Genomic DNA, 24989 nt, shown 5'->3' with positions numbered 1-24989 from the left:
TTGGGCATTTCAAGCAAATTACTTGACTGATTTTGCCACTGAAGCCAAAAAGCGCTAAAGCAGCGGTTCGCTCAAGCCGCCACTTCTCACCACAGCTTGGGTGACAGCGTTCATCAGCAAGGGTGGGGCAGGTGCCCAAACGCACAAGCCTTGGCGGGCACGTGTGATGCCGGTGTAGACCAGTTCACGTGTGAGCAACAGCGTGTCAGTGTCGGGTAGTATGAGCAGCACTTGCTCAAACTCGGAACCTTGGGATTGGTGTACCGTCATGGCAAACACGGTATCGATGGCCTCGAGACGGCTGGGTACCAACCATCGCACCCCCCCTAGACCGTCGGGAAACGCCACCCGCAAACGGATGTCACCGTTGACCAGCACCGGCAAACACATGCCCAAGTCCCCGTTCATCAAGCCGATTGCATAGTCGTTGCGTCGCGCCATCACTGGGCGACCGATAAACCAGTCTGTGTTGGTAAAACCCATGGCTTGCTGCAACTGTTGGTTGAAGTGTTTCACCCCCCAAGGTCCTTCGCGCAAGCCACACAGCACGCCAATGCGGCCAAAGTTTTGCAACAAAGCCAAGGCCTGAACATCGTCACAAGCTTGCCCCTGCTGGTGAGGTTGGAGCAATTGGCGCCAAGGCGTCCAAGCCAAAGCAAGGGCTTGCAAGATATCTGGGCTGTTGCTGTTTGCGCTGTTGAGTTTGGTGACAGCAGTCGACTCAGACCAACAGGCCTCAGGCGCTGTTTGCCAAAGGGCTTGCAAAGCCGCGCTGTTACCTGCGTTGCAAGCTTTGGCCCATGCACCAATGCCAAGGTCTGGGTCAAAGCGATGGCTGTGGGTCAGCACCATGGTGTGCGCCTGTAACCAAGGCGCTTGGCAGAGTTGTGACATGACGGCACCGGCCTCGACCGACGCAAGTTGGTCTTTGTCGCCTAAGAGCACCAAACGCGATTGGGCTGGCACGGCTTTGAGCAAGCGGGCCATCAACTCCAAATCGATCATTGAGGCCTCATCGACCACGATGACGTCGGCTTGTAAAACGGGAGCAGTGTCTTGGCTTGTGTAAAGCAGTTTGTGCAAGGTATGAGCGGTTGTGGGCAAGCAAGCCGCATCGCTGTCGCTGAGCGTGGCACGGGCTTGCGCCATGGCCTGACCTAAACGCGCAGCAGCCTTGCCAGTAGGCGCGGCCAGCAGGGTGCGTAAAGGGCTTGTGGCACCAGACTGCAACAAACGCAGCAGTTTGACCACCGTAGTGGTTTTGCCCGTGCCAGGCCCGCCGGTGATGAGGGTGAGAGCGCTTTGCACGGCATGGGTGCAAGCCAAGCGTTGCCCGTCGTTGGAGTCTGTGCCAAACAGATGGTCGAGTTGCTGCGTCAAATCGGCTGGAGCCACACGGTTTTGCTGCAGGGCCACAAGCCTTTTGCGAATGTCTTGCTCAGCCGCCCAAGCGCGGCGTAAATACAAGCGCTTGTCTTCCACAACCAAAGGCGAGTGTTCGCCTTGCGTCCATGGGATATTGGACAAGCCAAGCGCCAGATTGACGGGTAAGGCAGCCAAGGCTTGAGGTGACCAATCGAGTAAAAAACCTGCGTTGTCAGGCCAAGCATTCAGATCAAGGCAGGCGTGGCCGCGTCCCCATTGGTGACTCGCCAACGCTGCCAACCACAAGTGACGCTCGTCGCTGCTGGCTTGCAGGTTTTGCAAAAGCTGCACTAAAGCGATGTCCAAATCGCTCAAGGGTGTCAGGCTGGTGCCGCGCCAACCGCTGGCAAGCAGGTTTGCAATCTTCATGGCAAAGCCTCGGCAAAGCGTTGGTCTAGCAGGTCAATCAAGGTCCACGCAGGGCGCAGGGCATGCACACCAGCGTTGGGCGAGTTGACGCCGCGCAAAAACAGGTAGGCTGCTCCGCCCATGTGTTGCTCATAGCGGTAATGGGGTAAGCGAGATTTGAGCAAGCGATGCAAGGCCAAGGTGTACAACACATACTGCACCTCGTAACGTTTAGCCAAAATGGCTGTACTTAAATGCGATGCTTGGTAGTCTGTAAGGAGATTGGATTTGTAGTCCAGCACCCAATAGCGGCCATCGTGTTGCAGCACCAAATCCATGAAGCCGCTGAGCATGCCTTGCAAGACATTGTTTTGCAGGGCAGGGCGCTCAAGGCCAGGCAAGATATATCGCTGAATATGTGCATCAAGCTCGTTGCTGCTGAGTTGACCCACAGGCAGGCTGAATTCCATTTCTGCCCATAAGGCGTTGGCAGAGACTGTTTGTAAGACCAAGGCAGAGCCAAGGGACTGCCCAGGCGCATCGGCAGCCTGCAGTGGCAGCGGTGTGGACACGATGGTTTTCAACCAAGGTTGCAGCAGGACTTGCGCGTCGCTTGGCAGTTGCAACCAGTCTGCTTTGCGTTGCAGCAGTTGTTGCCAGACCAAGTCTTGCCCGTTTGAACCTGCGTGAGCGAGCGGCCAAGCTTGTTCAGCTTGGTACTGCAATAAATCGTGTAGCAAGGTGCCATAGCGCGCACCAGCTGGAAAGTTTTGCCAAGCCAAGCTTGCCGAGCTTTCAGAGGTCTCAGTGTCTTGCGTTGAGTCGACTGTTGCATCGTTAAGACTGTCTGTATAGGCTTCTTCTCGCAGGGTGCCAGCCTCTAAGCCCCTTGTGAGGCTGCTGAAACTCGCGGTCCACCAAAGCTTGTGGCTTGTGCGCTTGGGTACACGCGCAGTTTGTGTAGTCGTATTTGCGTTCAACCCTTGGTAGGTATGGTGGTGCGGTTTGGGCATTTCGTGGATGGCGATGTCTTCACACTCTCCCCACGCAGCCTGCAAGCGTGTTGTCAAATCGTCTCGTGACTGGCGTTGCAGCAAGCGCGACACAGCGCTGAGCTTGAGCTCTTTGCCTTTGCCACCCATGACAGCGTCGCGTGTTGGGGCGAGCCCTAGCCAAAGGCCACGCTGGGCGCGGGTGAGGGCAACATAGAGCAAACGCATGTCTTCATCCACCGTGGATTCGGTAAGTTCTGGCGCCTCCTCATCGTCGTCGCTTGGTTTGGAGGAGCCCTTTTCTTTGGCGGAAAAGCTGCCCAAAAACGGCACAAACACCAGTGGGTATTCCAAACCTTTGCTCTTATGGATGGTGATGATTTGTACGCATTGAGCGTCGGTTTCCAAGCGCATTTTTTGGGCTTCAGGGCGGTCGTTGTGCTGCCCCAAGTTGTCGCCGAGGTGTTGAAGCAAAGCCTGCGGCCCTTGCACATGTTGGCTGGCGTTTTGCAGCAATTCGCCCAGGTGCAGCAGATTGGTCAAGCGGCGCTCACCTTGGGGCAGAGCCAGCAAGCGAGACGCAATACCCTGCTCGTGCATCCAGCTGTAAAGCATGGGCAAGACGCCTTGCTTGTGCCACTGCTGTAACCAGCGTTGGCAAGATTCAGCCAAGCTATCGGCATGGGCTTCGTCATGCAAAAACGCAGGCAACTGAGAGAGCGAAAACCCCCATAGGCGAGAGGCCAAGGCACTGCGCATCCAACTGCTTTGCCTTGGGGTTGCAATGGCGCGTAACACCCGCCATAAGTCGAGCGCCTCCTCGCTTTGGTAGACATGGGCGTGGTCAGACAAAAATACACTTGCCAAATTTCGTTGGCGCAACGCTGCTTGCATGGCTTTGGCATGGCTGTGGCTGCGCACCAGAACCGCCATGTCGCCTGGCTTGACATCGGCGTGCTGCCCAAGCACGTCCACCATGGTGGACGCAAAACCTTCGGCCATGTGTTGCAGATGTTGGGGGGAGGGCCAATAGCTTTGTTCGCCGCCCTCGGGAACAGGCAGGTACAACACATTCAAAGGATGCAAAGCCTGACCCTTGGGGTCGGTCAGAGGTTTTTCTTTGCTTTGGCTGTTGACCGCCACATAGTCAATTTGACCCAACGATGTGGCAAACACATCGGGTACTTGGCTAAACACATGGTTGAGGGCGTGCACCAAGGTTGGCGTGGAGCGAAAGTTGCTTTGCAAGCTGTGCACAGCGTTGGCATCAATTGCCAGCGCCTGATCGCGAGCTTGGAGGTAGGTTTGCAGGTCGGCGCCTCGAAAGCTGTAAATCGCTTGCTTGGGGTCACCAATCATCACCAAAGCGTTGAGTTGGGGGTCTACCAGGGCTGTGTCGTAAATGCGGTTCAGGCTTTGGTATTGCCATGGATCGGTGTCTTGAAATTCATCGATCATGGCCACGGTGTATTGCTTTCGTATGGCAGAGGCCATTTCGCCTTGGTCAGTATGCAAAGCGGTGTGCAGTCGCTGCAACAGATCTTGAAAGTCGAAGGCCGATTGCTGCAATTTGGCTTCGCGGTAGGCTTGCCTGACTTCAAAGGCGGCATGCTCGACGAGCCTGTCTTTGCAAGCGGGTTCTTGTCGCCACAGTTCAAGTAAGGCGTCGATGAAACCAAACACAGGAAAGTCTTGAGCCGCTGCCCAGCCTTTGTCTTGTAGCTCTTTCAAACCAAAACGCTGGAAAGTCTCTGGCTTGATTTGTTGGGCGTTTTCAGCCCAGACTTTAAGTGCCATCACCCACTTCACAAAGTTGAGGGTAGTGATGCCTCTGCCTCGAATCAATCTATCCGCTTGCGCCGTCAACAAAGCATCTGCCACGCTGGGTTGCCAAGACTGTCTGGCTTGGTCTTCGAGTAATTTGCATTGGTTTTGCCAATCCAGAAAAGGTGCAAGCACAGTTTGCGCATCGCCAGAAGGTGTCGCTCGCTCAGGTTGTGGCTTAAGGTCTTGAACCTGCCAAATGGCTTGGATATCTACTAACAGTTTTTGCGGATCGCCTTGCCACGCCTCATGCAAAACCACTTGAGCTGCCAATGGCAAGGGGTAGTAGCAGCGCCGCCAGTAATCGTTGACCAAGTCGTGCAGCAACTCGTTGGGGTTGTCTAGGTGGGTTTGCTCGAACAAGTCGCGGCTTTGTAAAGCAAAACTGCCCAGCATGCGCCGACTCCAAGCATGAATGGTGAAGATCGCCGCATCGTCCATGTTTTGTGCTGCAGCATGCAGCAGCGACGCAGCATGCGCCCATTGCGCAGGGGACAGGTCATTGCACAAGTCGTGCAAAAAAGGGTCGCCTTGTGGGGTGCGGTTTGCCAGAAGATCATCCAAAAACAGGGCAGCCTCTTGCAATCTTTGCCGGATACGCTCACGCAACTCGGCAGTGGCTGCTTCGGTGAAGGTCATCACCAAAATTTGCGAAGGCTTCAAAGGCGTGGCTTGGCGTCGCCCATGGCCAATCACCAAACGCAAGTACAGTGCCGCCAAGGTCCAGGTCTTACCCGTGCCTGCGCTGGCTTCAATGACTTGCCGCCCATGCAAGGGTATGGTCAATACGTTGAGTCGACTCATGGCTGCGACTCCTCGAAGGTCTGTGCAGCATGAACTGACTCCACGCTGCTGGCTTGCAGCAGGGGGAGGTAGATACGCTCAGCCCATGGTTGCATGTCTGGCCATACATCGTCAAAGCGTTCGAAGGCTCGCCGCAGATAAGGCGACTTTTGCAATTCGCCCATACTGAACCCGCCTTCGAAGCTTGTGCGTGCCGCCGCCAGCGCTTGCTGAGCGGTTTTGGTGGGGCTGTTGTTGTCTGGCGCATACGCTTGGGTGACCAACCAAGCACACGCAGTTTCACAAGCCAGTGGCAAGGCTTTCGTCCAAGCAGCTATATAGACCTCAGCGAGGTCGCGCAACAAGGCTTGTGCCTGTTCTTGTGGCAGAGGTAATAACCTGAGCACACCGTCGCTGCCACACAGCAAGCTGGTCGTGCTGTGGCCGGCGGCGTTGGCACTCAAGTGGTCAACCCAAGTGTCGGTAAGAGTGTGCAGGCGCGGTTTTTTCTTGTTCATCACATTGCCCGCCCGCAAGACGATATGCAACACGCTGTCGTCTGCCCGTTTAAGCCAGCGGTTGGGTTTATCGCCCCACAACAGTTGCAGGGTCAAGCCATCGGCATACAAGGTGAGACTTTGCACCCCATGCGCAGTGTCTGTGTCGTCAAGCCAAGGAGTAAGGCTCTTCAACATGGCTTCTCGCACTTGCAGCATCTGCGTTTGCTGCAAATGACCTGACTCACCCAGTGCCAATTCCCCCTGCATCCGCCACTTCTTTAAAGTGTTGTTTGGTGTATCGCTGTGCAAGAGTTCTTGTTGCAGATGAAAGCTAGTGAGGGCATCGAGTGCGAAAGGTTCGTCTGCGGGGTCAGCCGTGGCTGGCTGGTCTAGGCGAGCGTGCAGGTGGTGCAGGAAATAAACCTCTTGCGGGCGACGCAACAATAACTTGAGTGCCTTGTTGTCCAATTCCTTGGGAAGCTGGGCGCTAGATGCAGTTGAAATAGGTGAGAGGGGTGAGGCAGGGGTTTGGCCTGGCGCCAACCTCGCGCTTGACCAGTCGTTGGCGTAGGTAAAAAAGTCTGAATCGGCATCAAAGTATTGCGTGGAAAACGGCTGAAGTGGTTGCAGGCGGGCTTGAAAAACAGGCTGGGTCTGTTGGGGCAGACGGTGGCATTTTTCCAGATGGTCCATCAGTTGACCTACCAACACCGAGGGGGGTAATTTGGCATGGTCGCTGGCGCGACGCCCCTGCCACGACACATACAAACGCTGTCGAGCCGACAGCACAGCTTCTAAGAATAAATAGCGATCATCTTCACGTCTGGCACGGTCCCCAGCGCGCCCCAAATTGGGCTGACTCATCAAGTCAAAGTCGCGCGGGGCAGGTGCACGCGGGTAAGCGCCATCGTTCATTCCTAAGAGACACACCACTTTGAAAGGAATGGCACGCATGGGCATGAGGGTGGCAAATTGCACACCGCCCCCCATAAAGCGACGTTGCAAGCCCGTAGCGTCCATTTGAGCTAACCAATGCGTACGCACCACTGACAAAGCCATTGGCGAATCAAAACCTGCCAACTGGCAGTCGCTGAGCCAGTCTTCTAAAGGAGCCAGTAAGCGGTCTAGCAAGCGTTGGGTAGCGTCGTCTGTGGCTTTGAAAAAGCGCTGTACCAAGGCCTGTAACAACTGTACCCATTCGCTGGGCGTGTGCATTTGCGAGAGTTGCTGCAAGCTTTGGTTCATGGCTTGAAGCCAGCGCAGCAAACCAGCCACAATTGCTACGTCCAGCCCATCGATGCCTGCTTGCCCTATGCGATCTTGCCACTGAGAGGGTGTATCACTTTGCCCGCCTTGCGCATAGCCCAAGAGCAGGCGTTGCAAACCAAAAGACCAGGTGTTTTGGTTGGCGTCAGGCAAATCGCTGGACATACCCCATGTTTGTCGGTGCTCGTCATCTAAGCCCCAGCGAACACCAGCGTGTGATAGCCATTCATGCAAGGTGGCGACATCGCCTGAGCTCAAGTCAAAGCGCTCGCGCATTGCCTCAACTTGGAACAAGCTTAGCCAGTCGTTCAGGTTAAAACGCAGTTGAGGTAGTTGCAGCAAGGTTTGCAGGGCTTGTACCAAGGGGTCAGCATGGGAGGTGGTGTCTGCCACCGCATAAGGAAGATGGCGTGATGCACCTTGACCCTCAGCAAGCAGGGGTTTGAATCGACCAAACACCGCATGAATATGTGGCGCAAAGGAGGCCATGTCAGGGACCATGACCATGATGTCGCAGGGGTGTAAATGGGTGTCTTCATCCAGCCAAGACAAGATACGGTCGTGCAGCACCTCGACTTCACGCTGCGCAGAATGTGCTTGTACAAAGCGGATGCTGTCGTCTGCAGAGGCTAGTGGAATGGGTTCGGTTGGTGGCTCTGCCATATGCAGCACGGCCGACTGCAAGCGTTGTAATGCGTTTGGGGCTTGGCCCGCCTCATCGGCTTCATTCAATGGGTCAATGAAGACATTCACCCGCTGCAGGGGCACACCCAGTTCATCCTTGGTTTGGAAATCGTCAACCGCCTGAATATAGTCACGCCCATGTTTACCCCAGGAAGCGAGCAGCGGGTGGCCAACAGGCACCAAGCTTTCGGTGAGGTGCCCCCAATGCTCTTGACTGGGGTTGTGCACAAACATCAACACAGGGATAAAGCGCGCCAAGGCCGCCAAGGCTTCCAAGGTGTGCATGGGCAAAGCGGTGATACCAAACACCATTAAGCGGGGTGGCAAACCTGGGATGGTTTTGTTCTCAGGCCACGCCGCCAGCGCCTGCAAAAAAGCGAGGTGCACATCGCAGCGCGATACAAATGCGCGGTGCGCTGGGGGCAAACCTGCTTGCACATCGGCCAGCAAGTCGCGCCACATCGCCGCTTGCCAAGCTTGGGTCGTTGGTATAGGACGCTTGGCGTCTAAAACATCATGGCCTTTGGCCCACTGCTGCAACCAGTCGACGCGGTAGTTTTGGTAGCCGTCAAGTACATCGGCTAACTGCTGCGCCAAGCCAAAGGCACGGGTGCTTTGTGTGTCTTCTCCCAAGTAATGGGCAAGGGGTGCAAAGCGTGGGTCATGCAGCCAATGGCCAAGCCGACGCATGATGCGCCACACCAAGGGCGCTTTGTCCAAGGGCATGCGGGCGGGCAGACGCTCTGCACCCAACACGGTACGGTAGATTTGCCACAACTGCGCAGAGGGCAAAGCCAAGCGGGTGGCCGCGCAAATGCCAAAAGCTGAAGCGTCCGCCAAGGCCAGTGTCAACCAATGTTTCATGCCATTGCTTTGCACCAAAATGGTTTCGCTCTCAAAGGGTGAAAGCGGGCGATCTTTCACATACTCCACCAGAAGATCGCGCAGACCTTCCATGCGGTTACTGTGAAAAACCATGAAACCTGAGGATGTAGGCGAGGTCATGTGTGGGTTGAGGTGGGCACACATGAGAGCTTAAGTCAGGACCAGGCTCAAGGTGTGAGCTTAGGGGTATTTTTATCAATGACCAAGCCTTGGCCATCAACAGTCAAACCCTGCGCTGACAGTCTTTGCGCGGTCAGGCGCCCCATGCCTGAGATGCGGCGCATCAGGTCCGACCAATCGCTAAAGGGGCGAATGTCTCGCTCGCTCAGGACGCGCCGCGTAAACGCTGGCCCCAAGCCACGCAAGCCATCGAGCTCGGCCTCGGTGGCGAGGTTGACCTCTAGCGCTGATGCGGGGGCAAGCAAGCCTAGCAGTAAAAGTAAAGCAGTTTTGCCCATACGGTGTCGCTTGCAAAAACACCTATTAAAGCAGCGTGAAGTCTTTAAGTGAGGAAGTAACGCCTAGAAAAAAACCAAGCAAGGCTTTATGCGTTATGCGCTAACCAGTGCATATAGCGCATGACGCCAGTTTGTACATCGGCAAATACATGGTCGCAGCCGCTGGCGCGAAGTGCGCTCAAGTCGGCTTGGGTGAAGCACTGGTACTTGCCGCGCAGCGCATCGGGGAAGTCGATGTAGCGGATGCTTTGGGCTTTGACCGCTTGCGCCAAAGGCAAGGGTGGTTCTTTCTTCTCGTCACGAGCGGCATTCACCACTGCCAGTGCCACGTCGTTGAAAGCTTGAGCTCGGCCGGTGCCTAAATTGAACAAGCCGTTTTTACTGGGGTGATCGAAGAACCACAGGTTCACCGCCACCACATCATCGATGAACACAAAGTCGCGCTCTTGTTCGCCAGCAGCATAACCGCCGTAGTCAGCAAATAATTTCACATGGCCATCTTGGCGCAGTTGATGAAATTGGTGAAACGCCACGCTGGCCATGCGCCCTTTGTGCTGCTCGCGCGGACCGTAGACATTGAAGTAGCGAAAACCGACCACTTGCGCGGTGTTCTTGGCGAAATCCGACCCCATTTCGCGGCGCATTCGTTGATCAAACAAGAGCTTGGAGTAACCGTAAACATTCAGCGGCTTTTCATGCTCGGGACTTTCGATAAAGCTGCTCGAGCCACCATAGGTGGCCGCTGAAGAGGCATACAACAAACGAACACCTTGGGCCTGACAAGCGGTCCACAATTGGCAAGACACACCATAGTTGGTGTTCATCATGAATTGACCATCGGTTTCCATGGTATCGCTGCAAGCGCCTTCGTGGAAAATCGCCTCTACTTTGCCGAACTCGCGTTTGGCAAAGGCCTCGTAAAACACCTTGTGGTCGATGTAGTCGGCAATTTGCAAGTCTGCCAAATTACGAAATTTGTCACCATCGCGCAAATCGTCCACCGCAATGATGTCGGTGATGCCGCGCTGGTTCAAGCCTTTAACGATGTTGCTGCCGATAAAGCCCGCAGCGCCAGTGACGACAATTTTCATGCGCACAACTCCTGGTAAGTCACCCCTGCGGTACCAAACTTGCCCACCACAATGCCACCGGCCTTGTTGGCCCAAGGCAGCGCCTCACGCAGCGTCATACCAGCACCTAAAAGCGTGGCCAAGGTAGCAATGACGGTGTCACCCGCACCTGTGACATCAAACACCTCTCGTGCCTGTGCCGGTACGTGGGTGACGCCTTGGGCGTCAAACAAACTCATGCCCTCTTCGCTACGGGTAAGTAGCAAGGCGTCTAGCTTTAAGCTTTCGCGCAGGTTTTGCGCCATACCCAGCAAACTGGTTTCGTCACGCCAGCGCCCAATGACTTGCTGCAACTCGATGCGGTTTGGGGTGATGACGGTGGCTCCTGCGTAACGCGAATAGTCGCTGCCTTTGGGGTCAATCAACACTGGCAACTTGGCCGTTCGTGCCGCCGAGATCATGTCGGCGATGTGCGTCAAGCCGCCCTTGCCATAGTCGGAAAACAGCACTGCTTGGTGTTGTCCCAAAAGACTGAGGAATTGGCGGGTAAGGCTGGCCAGTACCTCTGACTGCGGCTCGTTTTCGAAGTCTGCACGAAGGAGTTGCTGCTGACGACCGATGATGCGCAACTTGACGGTGGTCTGCAGTTGGGCATCACGACCCAAATGGGGGTGGATGCCGCTTTTCTCTAGCTGCTTGACCAATTTGTTGCCGTTGTCGTCTTCGCCCACCACGCTCAGCAAAGAGGCTTGCGCACCCAGGGTGACCACATTGAAAGCCACATTGCCGCAGCCGCCCAAGCGCTCTTCTTCACGGGTCACACGTACAACAGGCACAGGTGCCTCGGGGCTGATGCGGTCTACCGCGCCATACCAATAGCGGTCGAGCATGACATCGCCTACGACAAGCACTTGGGTGCGTTGCAGGTGTTCAGGGGTACAAAGCGTCATCACAGTTCTTCAATTCTTCGAGGAGGATAACTGTCCCAAGCTTGGCAGCCAGGGCATTGCCAAAAATGGTGCAAGGCCTCAAAGCCACAGGCCGCACAGCGGTAGCGGCGCAGGGGCTTGACCGCATGATCTAAAGCTCGTTGCACCTGCGGTTGTTGTTGCGGGTCAAGATCCGCGCCTGCCAGCCATTGGCTGGCCGCGATCAGGGAAGGATGGTTTTGCAAATGCGCTGCGTAATGCGCCCGTCCTTGCGATTGACCCATGTGCGCCTCAAGTGCTACCAAGGCGTCTAGCACATCCAAGCTTTGCAATTGTTCGTAACCTCTTTGCAACAGTTGCAACACCGCCTGCTCGCGCTGTACCTGCGGGGCGAGTTGGGCGAGTTGGGCTGCGATCAATGGCAGAGCAGAAGGGATGTCGCTAGCAAGTTGCTGCAGTTGGTCGCAGGCTTGACCCATTTGTCCCTGTGCCTGCATACAGTTCGCCAAAGCCACCCGCGGTCTGGCATGAAGAGGGGCACAAACCAAAGCCTCATTTAAGAGCACTTGCACTTCCTTGCTGTCATTGCTTTGTGCAGCCAACTCGCACAGGTAATGCGCACGGCGGGTATCAAATTTTCCTTGCCCCTGTTGCAGGTCGAGTTGAAGTGACACCTCGGCAGCTTTGCGCCAGTCACGAGCACGTTCATAAATACTTAAGAGTGCCAGCAATGCCTGAGCAGCCAAAGGTGTGTCCAACAAGGCGCGAAGTGCGGTTTCGGCACGGTCCAAAATACCCGCCTTCACAAAATCCATGGCCAAATCGTATTGAGCGCGTTCTCGATCTGACTGGCTGATGTCCCCGCGCGAGAGCAGGTGTTGGTGAACCCGTACAGCCCTTTCGTACTCGCCGCGGCGGCGAAACAAATTTCCCAAAGCGAAATGCAATTCGGAGGTGTCGGGGTCGCGTTGCACGGCTTCAATGAAGGCGTCAATGGCCTGGTCTTGTTGCTCGTTGAGTAAATGGTTTAAGCCTTTGAAATAGGCCTTGGGATTGCTGCGATTTTCCATTCGCAACTGGCGCAAATCGAAACGCGAGGCTACCCATCCCAGCAAAAACGCCGCAGGGAGACCAAGAAAAATCCAGCTGAGGTCCAAATCCATCGTCGTCAAGGACCGTAAGGGATGTCAGGCGCGGACGGCGTGGCGACGGGCTTCACATAAGGTTGGGGCTCATGGGAAGCAAGCATGGCCTGTTTGGCCAAACGTCGTTGATGCCACCAACGCGGCACCATGCCCAGCACGCCAACCACCACACCAGCGGCAAAAAAGCCTAACAACACCAGCACCAGTGGTGAGCGCCATTGCAAGCCCCAAAAGAAGCGTACCTGCACATCCTCTTGGTTGTACAAGGCGAAAAAAAACAGCATCAAAAAAATGGCTGCTTTCAGTGTCCACTGCAGCAGCCATAGTAATTGTTTCAAAACGAGCCCCTGTGAATCAAGCCATTCTAGGCTTTAAGGTTTGTTGCCTTTGAGAAGCTGCTCGGTACGCAAGTCCACCGCTTCGCGCAGGGCTTTGCCAGGCTTGAAATGTGGCACTCTTTTTTCTGGGATGGAAACGGCTTCGCCAGAGCGGGGGTTGCGGCCCATGCGGGGTGGACGCCGGTTAACCGAAAAGCTGCCAAAGCCACGCAACTCAATGCGGTGGCCTTTCACCATGGCGTCACTCATCGCGTCAAGCAGAGCTTTGACGGCAAATTCAGCATCACGGTGACCCAGTTGAGGAAACCGAGATGCCAACTCTTCTACCAAATCACTTCGGGTCATAGTTACAACTTTGTATGAACCTTGAAATGACCACCTGCAAGTTGTAAGTACTCGCAAGTGGCGCCGGAGTCACACAGAGGCCGATAAATAGCCGCCGTGGAGATTACTTCTCGCCTGTATCGAGTTTGGCTCGCAACAGGGCGCCCAAACTGGTGGTACCTGCATTGCCAGAGTTTTGGCTTAGGGTCTGCATGGCATCGGCTTGATCCGCAGCATCTTTGGCCTTGATGGACAGTTGGATGTTGCGTGTTTTGCGGTCGACGTTGACCACCACAGCAGTGACTTCGTCACCGACTTTGAGCACAAGGCTTGCATCTTCCACGCGGTCGCGAGAGATTTCAGACACGCGCAAGTAGCCAATGATGTCTTCGCCGAGATCGATTTCAGCGCCCTTGGCGTCCACGGTTTTGACCGTACCCGTGACGATTTGACCTTTGTCATTGACCGACACAAAGTTGGTGAAGGGGTCAGAGTCAAGTTGCTTGATGCCCAAGGAAATGCGCTCGCGCTCCACGTCCACAGCCAGCACCAAGGCCTCAACTTCTTGACCTTTCTTGAAGTTACGCACGGCGGCTTCGCCGGTTTCGTTCCAAGACAGGTCAGACAAATGCACCAAGCCGTCGATACCAGCGGCCAAGCCGACAAAAACACCAAAGTCGGTGATGGACTTGATGGGCCCTTTGACTCGGTCGCCACGCTTGGTGGCACCTGCAAACTCTTGCCAAGGGTTGGCTTTGCACTGCTTCATACCCAAAGAAATGCGGCGCTTGTCTTCGTCGATCTCAAGGACCATGACTTCGACTTCGTCACCCAAGGCAACGATTTTGGAAGGGGCAACGTTTTTGTTGGTCCAGTCCATTTCAGACACGTGCACCAAGCCTTCGATGCCGGGTTCGAGTTCCACAAACGCACCGTAGTCGGCGATGTTGGTGACCTTGCCGTGCATACGGGTGCCTTGGGGGTAGCGGCGGTTCACGCCCATCCAAGGGTCGTCGCCCATTTGCTTCAAGCCTAAAGAGACACGGTTTTTGTCGGTGTCGAACTTGAGGATCTTGGCGGTGATTTCTTGGCCAGCGACCACCACCTCGGAGGGGTGACGCACACGGCGCCAGGCCATGTCGGTGATGTGCAGCAAACCGTCGATGCCACCCAAGTCGACAAACGCGCCGTACTCGGTGATGTTTTTCACCACACCGTGGACGATGGAGCCTTCTTTGAGGTTTTCCATCATCTTGGCGCGTTCTTCGCCCATGGAAGCTTCGATGACCGCGCGGCGTGACAACACCACGTTGTTGCGCTTGCGGTCGAGCTTGATGACCTTGAATTCCATGGTCTTGTTCTCGAAGGGAGACAAGTCTTTGATGGGGCGGGTGTCGATGAGCGAGCCAGGCAAGAAGGCGCGGATACCGTTGACCAACACGGTCAAGCCACCTTTGACTTTGCCACTGGTGGTGCCGGTGACGAATTCGCCGGAATCCAAGGCTTTTTCCAAACTCATCCATGAGGCTAAGCGCTTGGCGGTGTCGCGGCTGAGGATGGTGTCGCCGTAGCCGTTTTCAACGGAACTGATGGCCACCGACACAAAGTCGCCGGCTTGGACTTCGATTTCGCCCAAGTCGTTTTTAAATTCTTCGATAGGCACATAGGCTTCGGATTTCAGCCCCGCATTGACCACCACGTGGTTGTGCTCGACGCGGATGACTTCAGCGGTGATGACCTCACCGGTGCGCATCTCTGAGCGTTTCAGGGATTCTTCAAACAGGGCTGCAAAAGATTCAGACATTCAATTTCCTAAATTCGTCGGCCAAGCGGCCTACCCAAGCAAGGGGCAGATAAAAACTTGATCGACTGTTGTCGCGGATGGTCCGCCGTTAAGTGAAACAACCTCAGCACCAAGCGCCATGCAGCGCGAGAGGGATGCCGAGGAACCTGTCAGGTACGGCCGGAGCCAAACACCTGTTTGCTTTGCCACCAGTCCAACACTTGCGCCACCGATGCGTCGATGGAAAGTAAGGAATTGTCCAAGTGCTTTGCGTCTTGCGCGGGCTTCAAAGGTGCAACGCTGCGTTGTGTGTCGCGGGCGTCGCGCGCTTCTAAGTCTGCGCGAAGAGCCGAGATTGTAGTGGAAAAACCCATTGAAATCAGTTGCTTGTGCCGCCGTTCGGCTCTTTTTTCTGCACTGGCGGTCAAAAATACCTTCAAGGGGGCGTCAGGGAAGATGACGGTGCCCATGTCGCGCCCATCGGCCAAGAGGCCAGGCAGGCGGGCGAAACGGTGTTGCAAGTCCACCAAAGCTTGGCGCACCGCCGGCAAGACCGACACTTTGGAGGCATTCATCCCCGCCTCTTCGGTGCGGATGGCCTCGGAAACGTTGACGCCAGACAGAAGCACCTGCTCACCTTCAAAAGTCACAGGGAGGCGGCGCGCCAAGTCGGCGATGGGCGTTTCGTGGGCAGCGTCCAGCGCCAAGCCGGCTTGCAAAGCGGCGTAGGCGGTCACGCGGTAAAGGGCGCCGCTGTCCAGGTAGTGGTAACCCAGTTGTTGCGCAACCAGCGCGGCCAGCGTGCCTTTGCCCGAGGCGGTGGGGCCATCGATGCAAATGACGGGAACCTTTTCAGCGTGCGACAAAGCAAACAAGGCCTCGAAGTAATCAGGGAAGGTTTTGGCCACGCATTTCGGGTCTTCGATGCGCACCGGCAAGCCAGCTGGGTTGAAAGCGGCCAGCGAAAAACACATGGCGATGCGGTGGTCATCGTAGGTATGGATGCTGGCGGCCAGCCATTGGGGGACGGGGTGGACGCGAATCCAGTCTGGGCCTTCTTCCACGTGGGCGCCTAGTTTTCGCGCCTCGGTGGCCATGGCGGCGATGCGGTCGGTTTCTTTCACCCGCCAGCTGGCGATGTTGCGCAAGGTGCTGGGGCCGTCGGCGTACAAAGCCATCACAGCCAAGGTCATGGCGGCGTCGGGGATGTGGTTGCAATCCAAGTCGATGGCTTTGAGCGGCCAAGCGCCGCGTCGGGTTTGCACCCAGTTGGGGCCGCTTTCAATCACCGCACCCATGCGTTCGGCGGCCTCCATGAAACGGATGTCGCCTTGGATAGAGTCCGCGCCCACGCCTTGGATGCGCACCCCTTGTTCAGATGCGATGGCGCCCAAAGCAATGAAGTAACTGGCCGACGAAGCATCCGCCTCCACATGCAAAACCCCTGGCGAGGTGTAGCGGCTGCCAGCGGGAATGGTGAAACGCTGCCAACCCTCGCGCTGCACCGCCACGCCAAAGCGTTGAAGCAAATTGAGGGTGATGTCTATGTAGGGCTTGCTGATGAGTTCGCCCACCACTTCAATGACCACATTTGTTTGGGCAACCAAAGGCAGTGCCAACAGCAAAGCGGTGAGGAACTGGCTGGAGACATCGCCACGCACTTGAATGGGTTTGTCCAATTTCAAGCCGCTATGGCCTTTTAGGTGCAGCGGCGGAAAACCTTCTTGGCCGGTGTAGTCGATTGCGCAACCGAGTTGGCGCAGCGCATCGACCAAGTCGCCGATGGGGCGCTCGTGCATGCGTGCCACGCCATGCAAACGAGCACTCGCACCCATCAGCGCCAAGGCGGCAGTGAGCGGGCGCATGGCGGTGCCCGCATTGCCCATGAACAAATCCAACTCCGTGGCGGGTGCTTGCCCGCCCAAACCGGTGATGCTGACCGTGCTGCCGTGCGCCACTACAGCGCAACCCATTTGGCGCAAAGCATTCAGCATGACGCGGGTGTCGTCCGAGTCCAGCAGGTCATGCAAAGTGGTCGTGCCTTCGCAAAAAGCAGCAAGCAACAGCACGCGGTTGGAGATGCTTTTCGAGCCGGGCAGGGTGACCGTGCCTTGGGCGCTTTGCAGGGCGGGGAGGTCGAGGAAGGCGGTGGCGAACATGATTTCTTATTTGCCAATCAGCAGTTTGAGTGCGTCTTCAACGCGTTGCAGTTGGGTTGCACTCAGGGTTGACAGGGGTTGATCACCCACGAAGCGACGGTTGGAAATGGATTGAACTTGGTCAATCAACAAATCAGTGTCTAAAGCTAATCCTGCTTGCTTGGGTAAGGCGACCCGCAGCGGGAAATAGTCTTTGTCTCGCCGCAGTTGGCTGGTACCTACCACCACGATGGTCGTCGGGTGACCGCTGGCGTTGAGCAAGTCGGTTTGAATCACCAAAGCATGTCGCTTGCGTTTGCCGGGTTCTTCTTTGTGGGATTGAGGTTCGAGGTCGACTTCCCAGATCTGGCCACGCTTGAACTTAGTCGATGCCATCAGACAGCGTGCCCTCTAGCGATTCGTTCATCCGAAGGTGTTCTTGAGCCAATTCTTTGGACAGGGCGGCAATGTGTTGCGCCATGATTTGGGCGTTTTTTTCGGATACGGCTTGGCGGATGTAATCCGAGCTTTTTAAGCCCAGTGCTTGGGCCATAGCGCGGGTTTGCTCGGAGAAAACCCCGTCAGCCCGAAATGAAAAAGTAGATGCTTGCATCAGAAATCCTAGCTGATTTTGTAATTCGTATTTGTATTACAAATTGTAATGCAAACAGAATGTATTTAACTTTCAATTTTCATCGCCGGCTTGCATATGCCAGCTTGTACGACTTTGACTGGCTCTGGTAATTAGCTGCTGTAGTGCTTGCAAATCATTGTTTTCAATGCATTTTTCAAATTCATTGAGTGCAGTATGAAAGTGACTCAATTGTGCCAACACCTCCGTGCGGTTAGCGCTCAAGATGTCTCGCCATACGGCAGGGTCGCCTGCAGCAATACGGGAAAAATCTCTGAACCCAGGTCCGGCCAACTTCAAGAACGACTCTCCTTGAGCTTGCTGCAACAAACCGTTGAGTTGCGCAAAGGCCAGCAAATGCGGCACATGGCTGACCGCGGCAAAAGTTTGGTCGTGCGCCTCGGGGGTCATGGTGTGCACCCGGCTGCCTAAACCCTGCCACAGCATGGTGGCCAGTTCAATTTGCGCAACTGTGTTGTGGGCCAAGGGTGTGAGGATGAGGGCGCGGTCTTGGTAGAGCGAAGCTTCGGCATGGTCCACACCCGCTTGGGCTTTGCCAGCAATGGGATGGGTCGGTAAAAAACAGTTCAAGCGTTCGCCCAAAGTGGCTTGGGCGGCAGCGACCACATCGCATTTGGTGGAGCCCACGTCCATCAGCAGACAATGCTGGTCTAAATGCGCCGCCATGGCTTGGAAACATACCGCGGTTTGGCTGACGGGCACAGCCAACAGCACCAAGTCTGCACCCGCTACGGCCTCGGCCACCGAGTGGACTGCATGGTGGACCACGCCATGCTGCAAAGCTTTTTCGCGGGTGCTGGCGCTGGGGCTAAAGCCCACGACTTTGTCCACCAAGTGTTTGGACTGCAACGCCATGGCAAACGAAGCGCCCATCAAGCCGCAGCCGACCAAGCCGAGTTGCTTGAACTTCATGCGCTGACCGGGTAGGAGCCAATCACTTTGTAAAAGGCGCACAGACCTTGCAACTCTTTGAGCGCTTGGGCCACATGGGGTTGGCTGATGTGGCCGTCTAAATCGATGTAGAAATAGTATTCCCATTGGCCAGATTTGGCGGGGCGCGACTCAAAGCGGGTCATGGAGACGCCATTTTCTTTGAGCGGCATCAGCAGGTCATGAACAGCGCCGGGTTTGTTGGGCACCGACACCACCAACGAGGTGCAGTCTTTGCCAGAAGCTGGCGGTGTAGCCAAGGTTTGCGGCAAGGTGATGATGGCAAAGCGGGTGCGGTTATAAGCCTCGTCTTGGATGGCGTGTGCCACCACATGCAAGCCAAATTCGCCAGCTGCACGCTCGCTGGCCAAGCCCGCCCAAGCGGGGTTGGTTGCGGCTAAACGTGCGCCTTCGGCGTTGCTGGCAACTGCTCGGCGTTCAGCGTGGGGAAGGTGTTTATTGAGCCATTCTTGGCATTGGCCCAAAGCTTGTGGATGTGCCAACACCACTTCTATGCCTTCGAGCGACCCCGACTGGCGCAACAGGTTGTGGCGCACTAAGAGACTGACCTCGCCAATCACATGAACGGGGGTACGCAAAAACAAATCGAGTGACCGCGCCACTGCGCCTTCGGTGGAATTTTCAACGCCCACCACGCCGTACTGCGCAGTCCCTGCGCTGGTGGCGTGGAACACCTCGTCAAAGTTATTGCAGTAAATCAACTCAGCGGCAGAGCCAAAGAATTCAATCGCTGCTTGCTCGCAAAACGTCCCCACAGGCCCCAGCACGGCCACACGCTGAGGTGCTTCCAAGGCCAAACACGCCGACATGATTTCACGCCAAATAGCTGACACATGCTGGTTTTTCAGAGGCCCTGGGTTGAGCGTTTGGATTTTTTCCAGCACCTGCGCCACGCGGTCGGGACGGAAAAAAGGCGAACCTTCGGCACGCTTGATATCGCCCACCGCCTCAGCCAGATGGGCACGTTGGTTGAGCAAGCTCAGCAACTGCGCATCGATTTGGTCGATATGCACCCGCAAATCGGCCAAGCTGGGGGAGGGTTGGGCGCCTTGTGTCATGAGGCGTCGTCGGCGGCCGCGTCGCTGTCATTGGCGCTGTCGTCAGCGGCATCGTCGGCAGCTGCTTGGGCATCGTTTTCCACGATGCGTTGCATACCGCTCAATTTAGCGCCTTCGTCCAAACCGATGAGGGTCACGCCTTGGGTGGCACGACCCATTTCGCGGATTTCGCTCACCCGTGTGCGCACCAACACACCGCGGTCAGTGATGAGCATGATGTCGTCGTCGCCATGCACCAAGGTGGCAGCCACAACTTTGCCGTTGCGCTCGGACTGCTGGATGGCAATCATGCCCTTGGTGCCGCGTCCGTGGCGGGTGTATTCATCGATCGGTGTGCGTTTGCCGTAGCCGTTTTCGGTGGCGGTCAGCACGCTGGTGCGGGCCATGTCGGGAGGAGCGCTGCCGTCGGGCAGGGCAGACACGTCTTGGGCAGCGACCAGCATGGCGATCACGCTTTGGCCGTCTTCGATCATCATGCCGCGCACACCACGGGCGCTGCGACCCAAGGGGCGCACATCGTTTTCGTCAAAGCGCACCGCTTTGCCGCCATCAGAGAACAACATGACATCGTGTTTGCCGTCGGTCAAGGCAGCGCCAATCAGGAAGTCGTTGTCGTCCAAATTGACTGCGATGATGCCGCCCTTGCGCGGGTTGTTGAACTCGTCCAGCGAGGTCTTTTTGACCGTGCCCATGGAGGTGGCCATGAACACGTACTGATCTGCAGGGAAGGTACGAGCCGTACCGGTAAGGGGCAGCACCACATTGATTTTTTCGCCCTCTTGCAAGGGGAACATATTGACAATAGGGCGACCACGTGAACCGCGTGAGCCCTCTGGCACTTCCCACACCTTGAGCCAATACAAGCGCCCACGGTTGGAGAAGCACAGGATGTAATCATGGGTGTTGCCGATGAAGAGTTGCTCGATCCAGTCGTCTTCTTTGGTGGCAGTGGCTTGCTTGCCACGACCGCCACGTTTTTGTGCACGGTATTCTGAGAGCGGTTGGCTCTTGATGTAGCCGCTGTGGCTGAGGGTGACCACCATGTCGGTCGGCGTGATCAGATCTTCGGTGGCCAGGTCTTGGGCGTTGTGCTCAATATGGCTGCGACGCATACCCACTTTGCTTTGGCCGAATTCTTGGCGGATAGCGGATAACTCGTCGCTGATGATGGTGGAGACGCGTTCTGGGCGGGCCAAGATGTCGAGCAAGTCATCAATTTCGGCCATGACTTCTTTGTACTCGTTGACGATCTTGTCTTGCTCCAAACCGGTCAAGCGTTGCAAGCGCATCTGCAAAATTTCGTGGGCTTGGGTATCGCTTAAGCGGTACAGGCCGTCATTTCCCATGCCGTATTGCTTTTCTAAGCCATCTGGGCGGTAGTCGTCAGCGTTGATGACGCTGCCATCAGCCTTGGCGCGGGTGAGCATGGTGCGCACCAACTCGCTGTCCCAAGGCTTGCTCATCAACTCAACTTTGGCAACGGGCGGCGTTGGCGCATTACGGATGATGGCGATGAATTCATCGATATTGGCCAATGCAACCGCCAAACCTTCCAGCACATGGCCGCGTTCACGCGCTTTGCGCAGGTTGAAGATGGTGCGACGTGTCACCACCTCACGGCGGTGCGACAAGAAAACGGACAGCAGGTCTTTCAAGTTGCACAAACGTGGCTGACCATCGATAAGCGCCACCATGTTCATACCGAAGGTGTCTTGCAGCTGGGTTTGTTTGTAGAGGTTGTTCAGTACCACTTCGGGCACCGCGCCGCGCTTTAATTCGATAACCAAGCGCATACCGGATTTGTCCGACTCGTCTTGAATGTGGCTTATGTCCTCGATTTTCTTTTCGTGGACTAACTCGGCCATGCGCTCTTGCAGCGTCTTTTTATTTACTTGGTAGGGCAACTCATCCACGATGATGGCCTGACGTTGGCCTTTGTCGATGTCTTCAAAGTGGCATTTGGCTCGCATGACCACGCGGCCGCGACCGGTGCGGTAGCCTTCTTTCACGCCGCTGATGCCGTAGATGATGCCCGCAGTGGGGAAATCGGGGGCGGGCACGATGTCCATCAAATCATCAATAGAGGCATCGGGGTGGCGCAGCAAGTGCAGGCAAGCGTCGACCACTTCGTTGAGGTTGTGTGGCGGGATATTGGTCGCCATGCCCACGGCGATGCCTGCCGAACCGTTGACCAGCAAATTGGGGAATTTGGCTGGCATGACCAACGGCTCTTTTTCGCTGCCGTCGTAGTTGGGGCCAAAGTTAACCGTTTCTTTGTCCAAGTCGTCGAGCAGTTCGTGGGCGATTTTGGATAAACGGATTTCGGTGTAACGCATAGCGGCCGCGTTGTCACCGTCGACCGAGCCAAAGTTACCTTGCCCATCCACCAACATGTGGCGCAGCGAAAAATCTTGCGCCATGCGAACGATCGTGTCGTAGACCGCGCTGTCGCCGTGCGGGTGGTATTTGCCAATCACGTCACCCACGATACGCGCCGACTTTTTATAAGGACGGTTCCAGTCGTTGTTCAACTCGTGCATTGCAAATAGTACACGGCGGTGGACGGGTTTCAAGCCGTCCCGAGCATCGGGTAGGGCTCGCCCAACGATCACGCTCATGGCGTAATCGAGGTAGCTTCGTCGCATTTCCTCTTCTAAGCTGGTGGGAAGTGTTTCTTTGGCAAACTGGGTCATTAGGGAGTCCATTCAGGACAAGGTAAACCGCAGATTTTAGGCTTAAGCGTCTGTAATCTAAAGGATTAGAATCTGTGGCACAATCCAACTCAAAGGGTAATCCCCAAGCTTTCTAATTTTTGGTTGCCTAATTTAGGCAATCTTACATAAGGACCATCATGAAAAACATTAAATCTCTCTCACTGGCTTTGGCGCTAATGGGCTTTGCAGCAGCAACGTCTGCCCACGACGTCGGCAACTGGTCTTCGTCTGCGGGCGAAGTTTGGAAAAATACCCCTGGCGAATGCTGGCGTACCGGTTTTTGGACCCCCGCCAATGCTTTGCCAGGCTGCGATGGTGCAATTACCGAAAAACCCAAGGTCATGGTTCAGCCTGATCCCGTGGCACCTAACCCTGAAATGACGCCAGTACCCGCACCTGCCGCTGCACCCGCACCTGTAGCAGCCCCTGCACCTGCACCTGCACCTGCACCTGCACCTGCACCTGCACCTGCACCAGCTGCTGCTGCGGTTTCTTCCAAAGTCACTTACGCTGCGGATGCCTTCTTCGACTTTGACAAATCTGTCATCAAGCCCGAAGGCAAAGCCAAGCTCGACGATTTGGCCGATAAAGTCAAAGCCATTAACCTTGAAGTCATCATTGCCGTGGGGCACACCGACTCCGTAGGCTCTGACGCGTACAACCAAAAATTGTCTTTGCGTCGCTCACAAGCGGTCAAAGCCTATTTGGTCAGCAAAGGCATTGACAAAACCCGCATTTACACAGAAGGCAAGGGCGAGAAGCAGCCTGTGGCTGACAACAAAACCAAAGAAGGTCGCGCTAAAAACCGTCGCGTTGAAATCGAAGTTGTGGGTTCACGCAAGAACTGATAACCTCGCTTTGCGCGAAACCCCGCCTCGGCGGGGTTTTTTTATGCCTGCCATTTGACAGACAATCTGCCTCATGAACGCAACTAACGTAGACCCAGCAGAACTCTCCAAGTTTTCAGACCTTGCCCACCGTTGGTGGGATGTGAACAGTGAATTTCGCCCCTTGCACCAAATCAACCCACTGCGTTTGGATTGGATACAAACGCTAGCCCCTTTGAAGGACAAGCAAGTGCTCGACGTAGGCTGTGGCGGCGGCATTTTGTCGGATGCCATGGCGCGTGCGGGTGCACAAGTCATCGGTATTGACTTGGCTACCAAGTCCCTCAAAGTGGCGCAGTTGCACGCACTGGAAACCCAAACCCCTCATGTGAGTTACCGCGAAGTCAGTGCCGAGGCCTTGGCCGCCGAGCAACCCGCCAGTTTTGATGTGGTGACTTGCATGGAAATGCTCGAGCATGTACCCGATCCCGCCTCTGTGGTGCAAGCCTGCGCCACTTTGGTCAAGCCTGGCGGTTGGGTGTTCTTTTCCACCTTGAACCGCAATCCCAAATCATTTTTGTTTGCCATTGTGGGTGCTGAATATGTTTTGAACTTGCTACCCAAAGGCACCCATGAGTACGCTAAATTTATTCGTCCCAGCGAGTTGGCTGCGTTTTGCACAGACGCGGGTTTGCAGACGCAGGCCTTGCGCGGCTTGCAGTACAACCCACTGACGCAGCGCTATTGGCTCGATGCCAACACCCGCGTGAACTACATGCTGGCTACCCAGCGTGAGGCTTGAGATGCGACTGCCGCAAGCCGTGTTGTTTGACTTGGATGGCACCCTGATTGACAGTGCGCCAGACCTTGGCGCTGCCGCCGACAAAATGCGTACCGACAGAGGCTTGGCCTCGCTTGACTATGCGTTGTACCGCCCCATGGCAGGCTCTGGCGCTCGCGGCATGCTTGAAATTGCCTTTGGTATGGGCCCTGAGCACCCCGACTACGAAGACTTCAAGGAAGAATTTTTAAGCAATTACGAGCAAGCGATGACGGTGCATTCGGTAATTTTCGAGGGGGTACAGGATTTGTTGGTACAACTCGAAGGTCAGGGCTTAAGGTGGGGCGTGGTCACCAACAAATCGCAGCGCTTCACCTTGCCTTTGACGGCTCAAATTCCGCTGTTTGCTTCTGCACAAGCCATTGTGAGTGGCGACACCACGCCACACGCCAAACCGCATCCAGAGCCCTTGTTTGAGGCTGCTCGGCGTATGCAACTGCCCCCTGAGCATTGCTGGTACGTGGGCGACGACGAACGCGACATCGTGGCTGGCAAAGCCGCCGGTATGACAACGGTGGCCGCCCACTATGGGTATTTGGGTAGCCAAGCCGAGGTGTTGCGCTGGGGCGCCGACCACATCATCCATTCACCCTTGGCGCTGGTGGATTTGCTGGTACAGGCGTAGAATCCACCCCTCTTGGGGCTGCATTGGTTTCGACATGGGTTCGGACGCGGCGCAGGGCATGTCGAGGTTCTGTCACCTCGTAAATCCGCAGAAAAAAACTAACTGCAAACGACGAACGTTTCGCACTCGCGGCTTAAACCCGCTAGCCTTGCAACAGTTGGCCAATAGGCTGGGCAAGGGGGCAACAGGTGTCAAAACCTGCGGCTTCCAGGCTGCAAGGTAACTCATATCGGCTGGCTTCTCATCGGGTACCTTGGTGGGGGGCGAGAAAATAGGGTACTGGCTGGGTGCATAGCGTGTCGCTGTGCGATGCATCCGGTAAGACACAAACCAGACGACTACACATGTAGAACTGTCCGAAAAAGGCTTGTGGACGCGGGTTCAAATCCCGCCAGCTCCACCAAATGCAAGTTTAAAGGCCGCTAACAA

Annotated in this window: 19 protein-coding genes and 1 other RNA gene; 4 read left to right on the top strand and 16 right to left on the bottom strand. The window is 55.8% G+C overall.

The genetic code is table 11. The features are described from left to right. Positions 1 to 54: 54 nt before the first annotated feature. The 16 genes from recD to gyrA all read right to left on the bottom strand — a co-directional run bounded on the left by recD (position 55) and on the right by gyrA (position 22246). On the bottom strand, positions 55 to 1794 hold the full coding sequence (recD, locus tag AC9UEO_RS00650) for an exodeoxyribonuclease V subunit alpha (RefSeq protein ID WP_509528578.1): 1740 nt from the start codon (positions 1792 to 1794) through the stop codon (positions 55 to 57). Continuing rightward, a complete protein-coding gene (gene recB / locus AC9UEO_RS00645) occupies positions 1791 to 5393 on the bottom strand; it encodes an exodeoxyribonuclease V subunit beta (RefSeq protein ID WP_509528576.1) in 3603 nt (1200 codons plus the stop codon). The genes recD and recB overlap by 4 nt, the downstream gene beginning before the upstream one ends. Next, the gene (gene recC / locus AC9UEO_RS00640; protein ID WP_509528574.1) at positions 5390 to 8851 is read right to left on the bottom strand and encodes an exodeoxyribonuclease V subunit gamma; all 3462 of its coding nucleotides are present in this window, start codon (positions 8849 to 8851) and stop codon (positions 5390 to 5392) included. The genes recB and recC overlap by 4 nt, the downstream gene beginning before the upstream one ends. 23 nt (positions 8852 to 8874) lie before the next feature. Then, positions 8875 to 9165 (bottom strand): ComEA family DNA-binding protein, encoded by a 291-nt coding sequence (locus AC9UEO_RS00635; protein ID WP_509528572.1) that lies wholly within the window; start codon positions 9163 to 9165, stop codon positions 8875 to 8877. Positions 9166 to 9251: 86 nt separating this feature from the next. Beyond that, positions 9252 to 10256: an ADP-glyceromanno-heptose 6-epimerase gene (gene rfaD / locus AC9UEO_RS00630; protein ID WP_509528570.1), complete on the bottom strand. Its 1005-nt coding sequence runs from the start codon at positions 10254 to 10256 to the stop codon at positions 9252 to 9254. Then, a complete protein-coding gene (rfaE1, locus tag AC9UEO_RS00625; protein WP_509528568.1) occupies positions 10253 to 11185 on the bottom strand; it encodes a D-glycero-beta-D-manno-heptose-7-phosphate kinase in 933 nt (310 codons plus the stop codon). Before rfaE1 ends, rfaD begins: the two co-directional genes overlap by 4 nt. After that, on the bottom strand, positions 11185 to 12327 hold the full coding sequence (gene lapB / locus AC9UEO_RS00620; protein ID WP_509528566.1) for a lipopolysaccharide assembly protein LapB: 1143 nt from the start codon (positions 12325 to 12327) through the stop codon (positions 11185 to 11187). Before lapB ends, rfaE1 begins: the two co-directional genes overlap by 1 nt. A gap of 5 nt (positions 12328 to 12332) precedes the next feature. Further along, the gene (locus tag AC9UEO_RS00615; protein WP_509528563.1) at positions 12333 to 12647 is read right to left on the bottom strand and encodes a LapA family protein; all 315 of its coding nucleotides are present in this window, start codon (positions 12645 to 12647) and stop codon (positions 12333 to 12335) included. Between the two features lie 33 nt (positions 12648 to 12680). Further along, a complete protein-coding gene (locus AC9UEO_RS00610) occupies positions 12681 to 12992 on the bottom strand; it encodes an integration host factor subunit beta (protein ID WP_509528561.1) in 312 nt (103 codons plus the stop codon). 103 nt (positions 12993 to 13095) lie between these two features. Beyond that, positions 13096 to 14775 carry a 30S ribosomal protein S1 gene (gene rpsA / locus AC9UEO_RS00605; RefSeq protein ID WP_509528559.1) on the bottom strand — a complete coding sequence of 560 codons (1680 nt, stop codon included), beginning with the start codon at positions 14773 to 14775 and terminating at the stop codon, positions 13096 to 13098. A gap of 149 nt (positions 14776 to 14924) precedes the next feature. Next, entirely contained in the window at positions 14925 to 16913 is a 1989-nt protein-coding gene (locus tag AC9UEO_RS00600; protein ID WP_509528557.1) for a bifunctional 3-phosphoshikimate 1-carboxyvinyltransferase/cytidylate kinase, read from the bottom strand. 6 nt (positions 16914 to 16919) lie between these two features. Next, positions 16920 to 17288 carry a type II toxin-antitoxin system PemK/MazF family toxin gene (locus AC9UEO_RS00595; protein ID WP_509528555.1) on the bottom strand — a complete coding sequence of 123 codons (369 nt, stop codon included), beginning with the start codon at positions 17286 to 17288 and terminating at the stop codon, positions 16920 to 16922. Next, positions 17275 to 17505 (bottom strand): antitoxin of toxin-antitoxin stability system, encoded by a 231-nt coding sequence (locus AC9UEO_RS00590; RefSeq protein WP_509528553.1) that lies wholly within the window; start codon positions 17503 to 17505, stop codon positions 17275 to 17277. The genes AC9UEO_RS00595 and AC9UEO_RS00590 overlap by 14 nt, the downstream gene beginning before the upstream one ends. A gap of 72 nt (positions 17506 to 17577) precedes the next feature. Further along, on the bottom strand, positions 17578 to 18456 hold the full coding sequence (locus AC9UEO_RS00585; protein ID WP_509528551.1) for a prephenate dehydrogenase: 879 nt from the start codon (positions 18454 to 18456) through the stop codon (positions 17578 to 17580). After that, a complete protein-coding gene (gene pheA / locus AC9UEO_RS00580) occupies positions 18453 to 19553 on the bottom strand; it encodes a prephenate dehydratase (protein WP_509528549.1) in 1101 nt (366 codons plus the stop codon). Before pheA ends, AC9UEO_RS00585 begins: the two co-directional genes overlap by 4 nt. Beyond that, the gene (gyrA, locus tag AC9UEO_RS00575) at positions 19550 to 22246 is read right to left on the bottom strand and encodes a DNA gyrase subunit A (protein ID WP_509528547.1); all 2697 of its coding nucleotides are present in this window, start codon (positions 22244 to 22246) and stop codon (positions 19550 to 19552) included. Before gyrA ends, pheA begins: the two co-directional genes overlap by 4 nt. A gap of 158 nt (positions 22247 to 22404) precedes the next feature. On the opposite strand from gyrA, the gene ompA reads away from it, so the two are divergent. The 4 genes from ompA (at position 22405) to ssrA (ending at position 24963) form a co-directional block, all read left to right on the top strand. Continuing rightward, positions 22405 to 23115 (top strand): outer membrane protein OmpA, encoded by a 711-nt coding sequence (gene ompA / locus AC9UEO_RS00570; protein WP_509528544.1) that lies wholly within the window; start codon positions 22405 to 22407, stop codon positions 23113 to 23115. Between the two features lie 73 nt (positions 23116 to 23188). Next, positions 23189 to 23896: a bifunctional 2-polyprenyl-6-hydroxyphenol methylase/3-demethylubiquinol 3-O-methyltransferase UbiG gene (gene ubiG / locus AC9UEO_RS00565; protein WP_509528542.1), complete on the top strand. Its 708-nt coding sequence runs from the start codon at positions 23189 to 23191 to the stop codon at positions 23894 to 23896. A gap of 1 nt (position 23897) precedes the next feature. After that, positions 23898 to 24560 (top strand): HAD family hydrolase, encoded by a 663-nt coding sequence (locus AC9UEO_RS00560; RefSeq protein WP_509528540.1) that lies wholly within the window; start codon positions 23898 to 23900, stop codon positions 24558 to 24560. Positions 24561 to 24574: 14 nt separating this feature from the next. Beyond that, positions 24575 to 24963, top strand: a transfer-messenger RNA (tmRNA) gene (gene ssrA, locus AC9UEO_RS00555). The last annotated feature ends 26 nt before the right edge of the window (positions 24964 to 24989 follow it).

Origin of the sequence: Limnohabitans sp., assembly GCF_040401495.1 — a bacterium.
Taxonomy (GTDB): Bacteria; Pseudomonadota; Gammaproteobacteria; order Burkholderiales; family Burkholderiaceae_C; genus Limnohabitans.
Note: the sequence above shows the minus strand (reverse complement) of the source record. Positions and strands in the feature narration are given on the sequence as shown.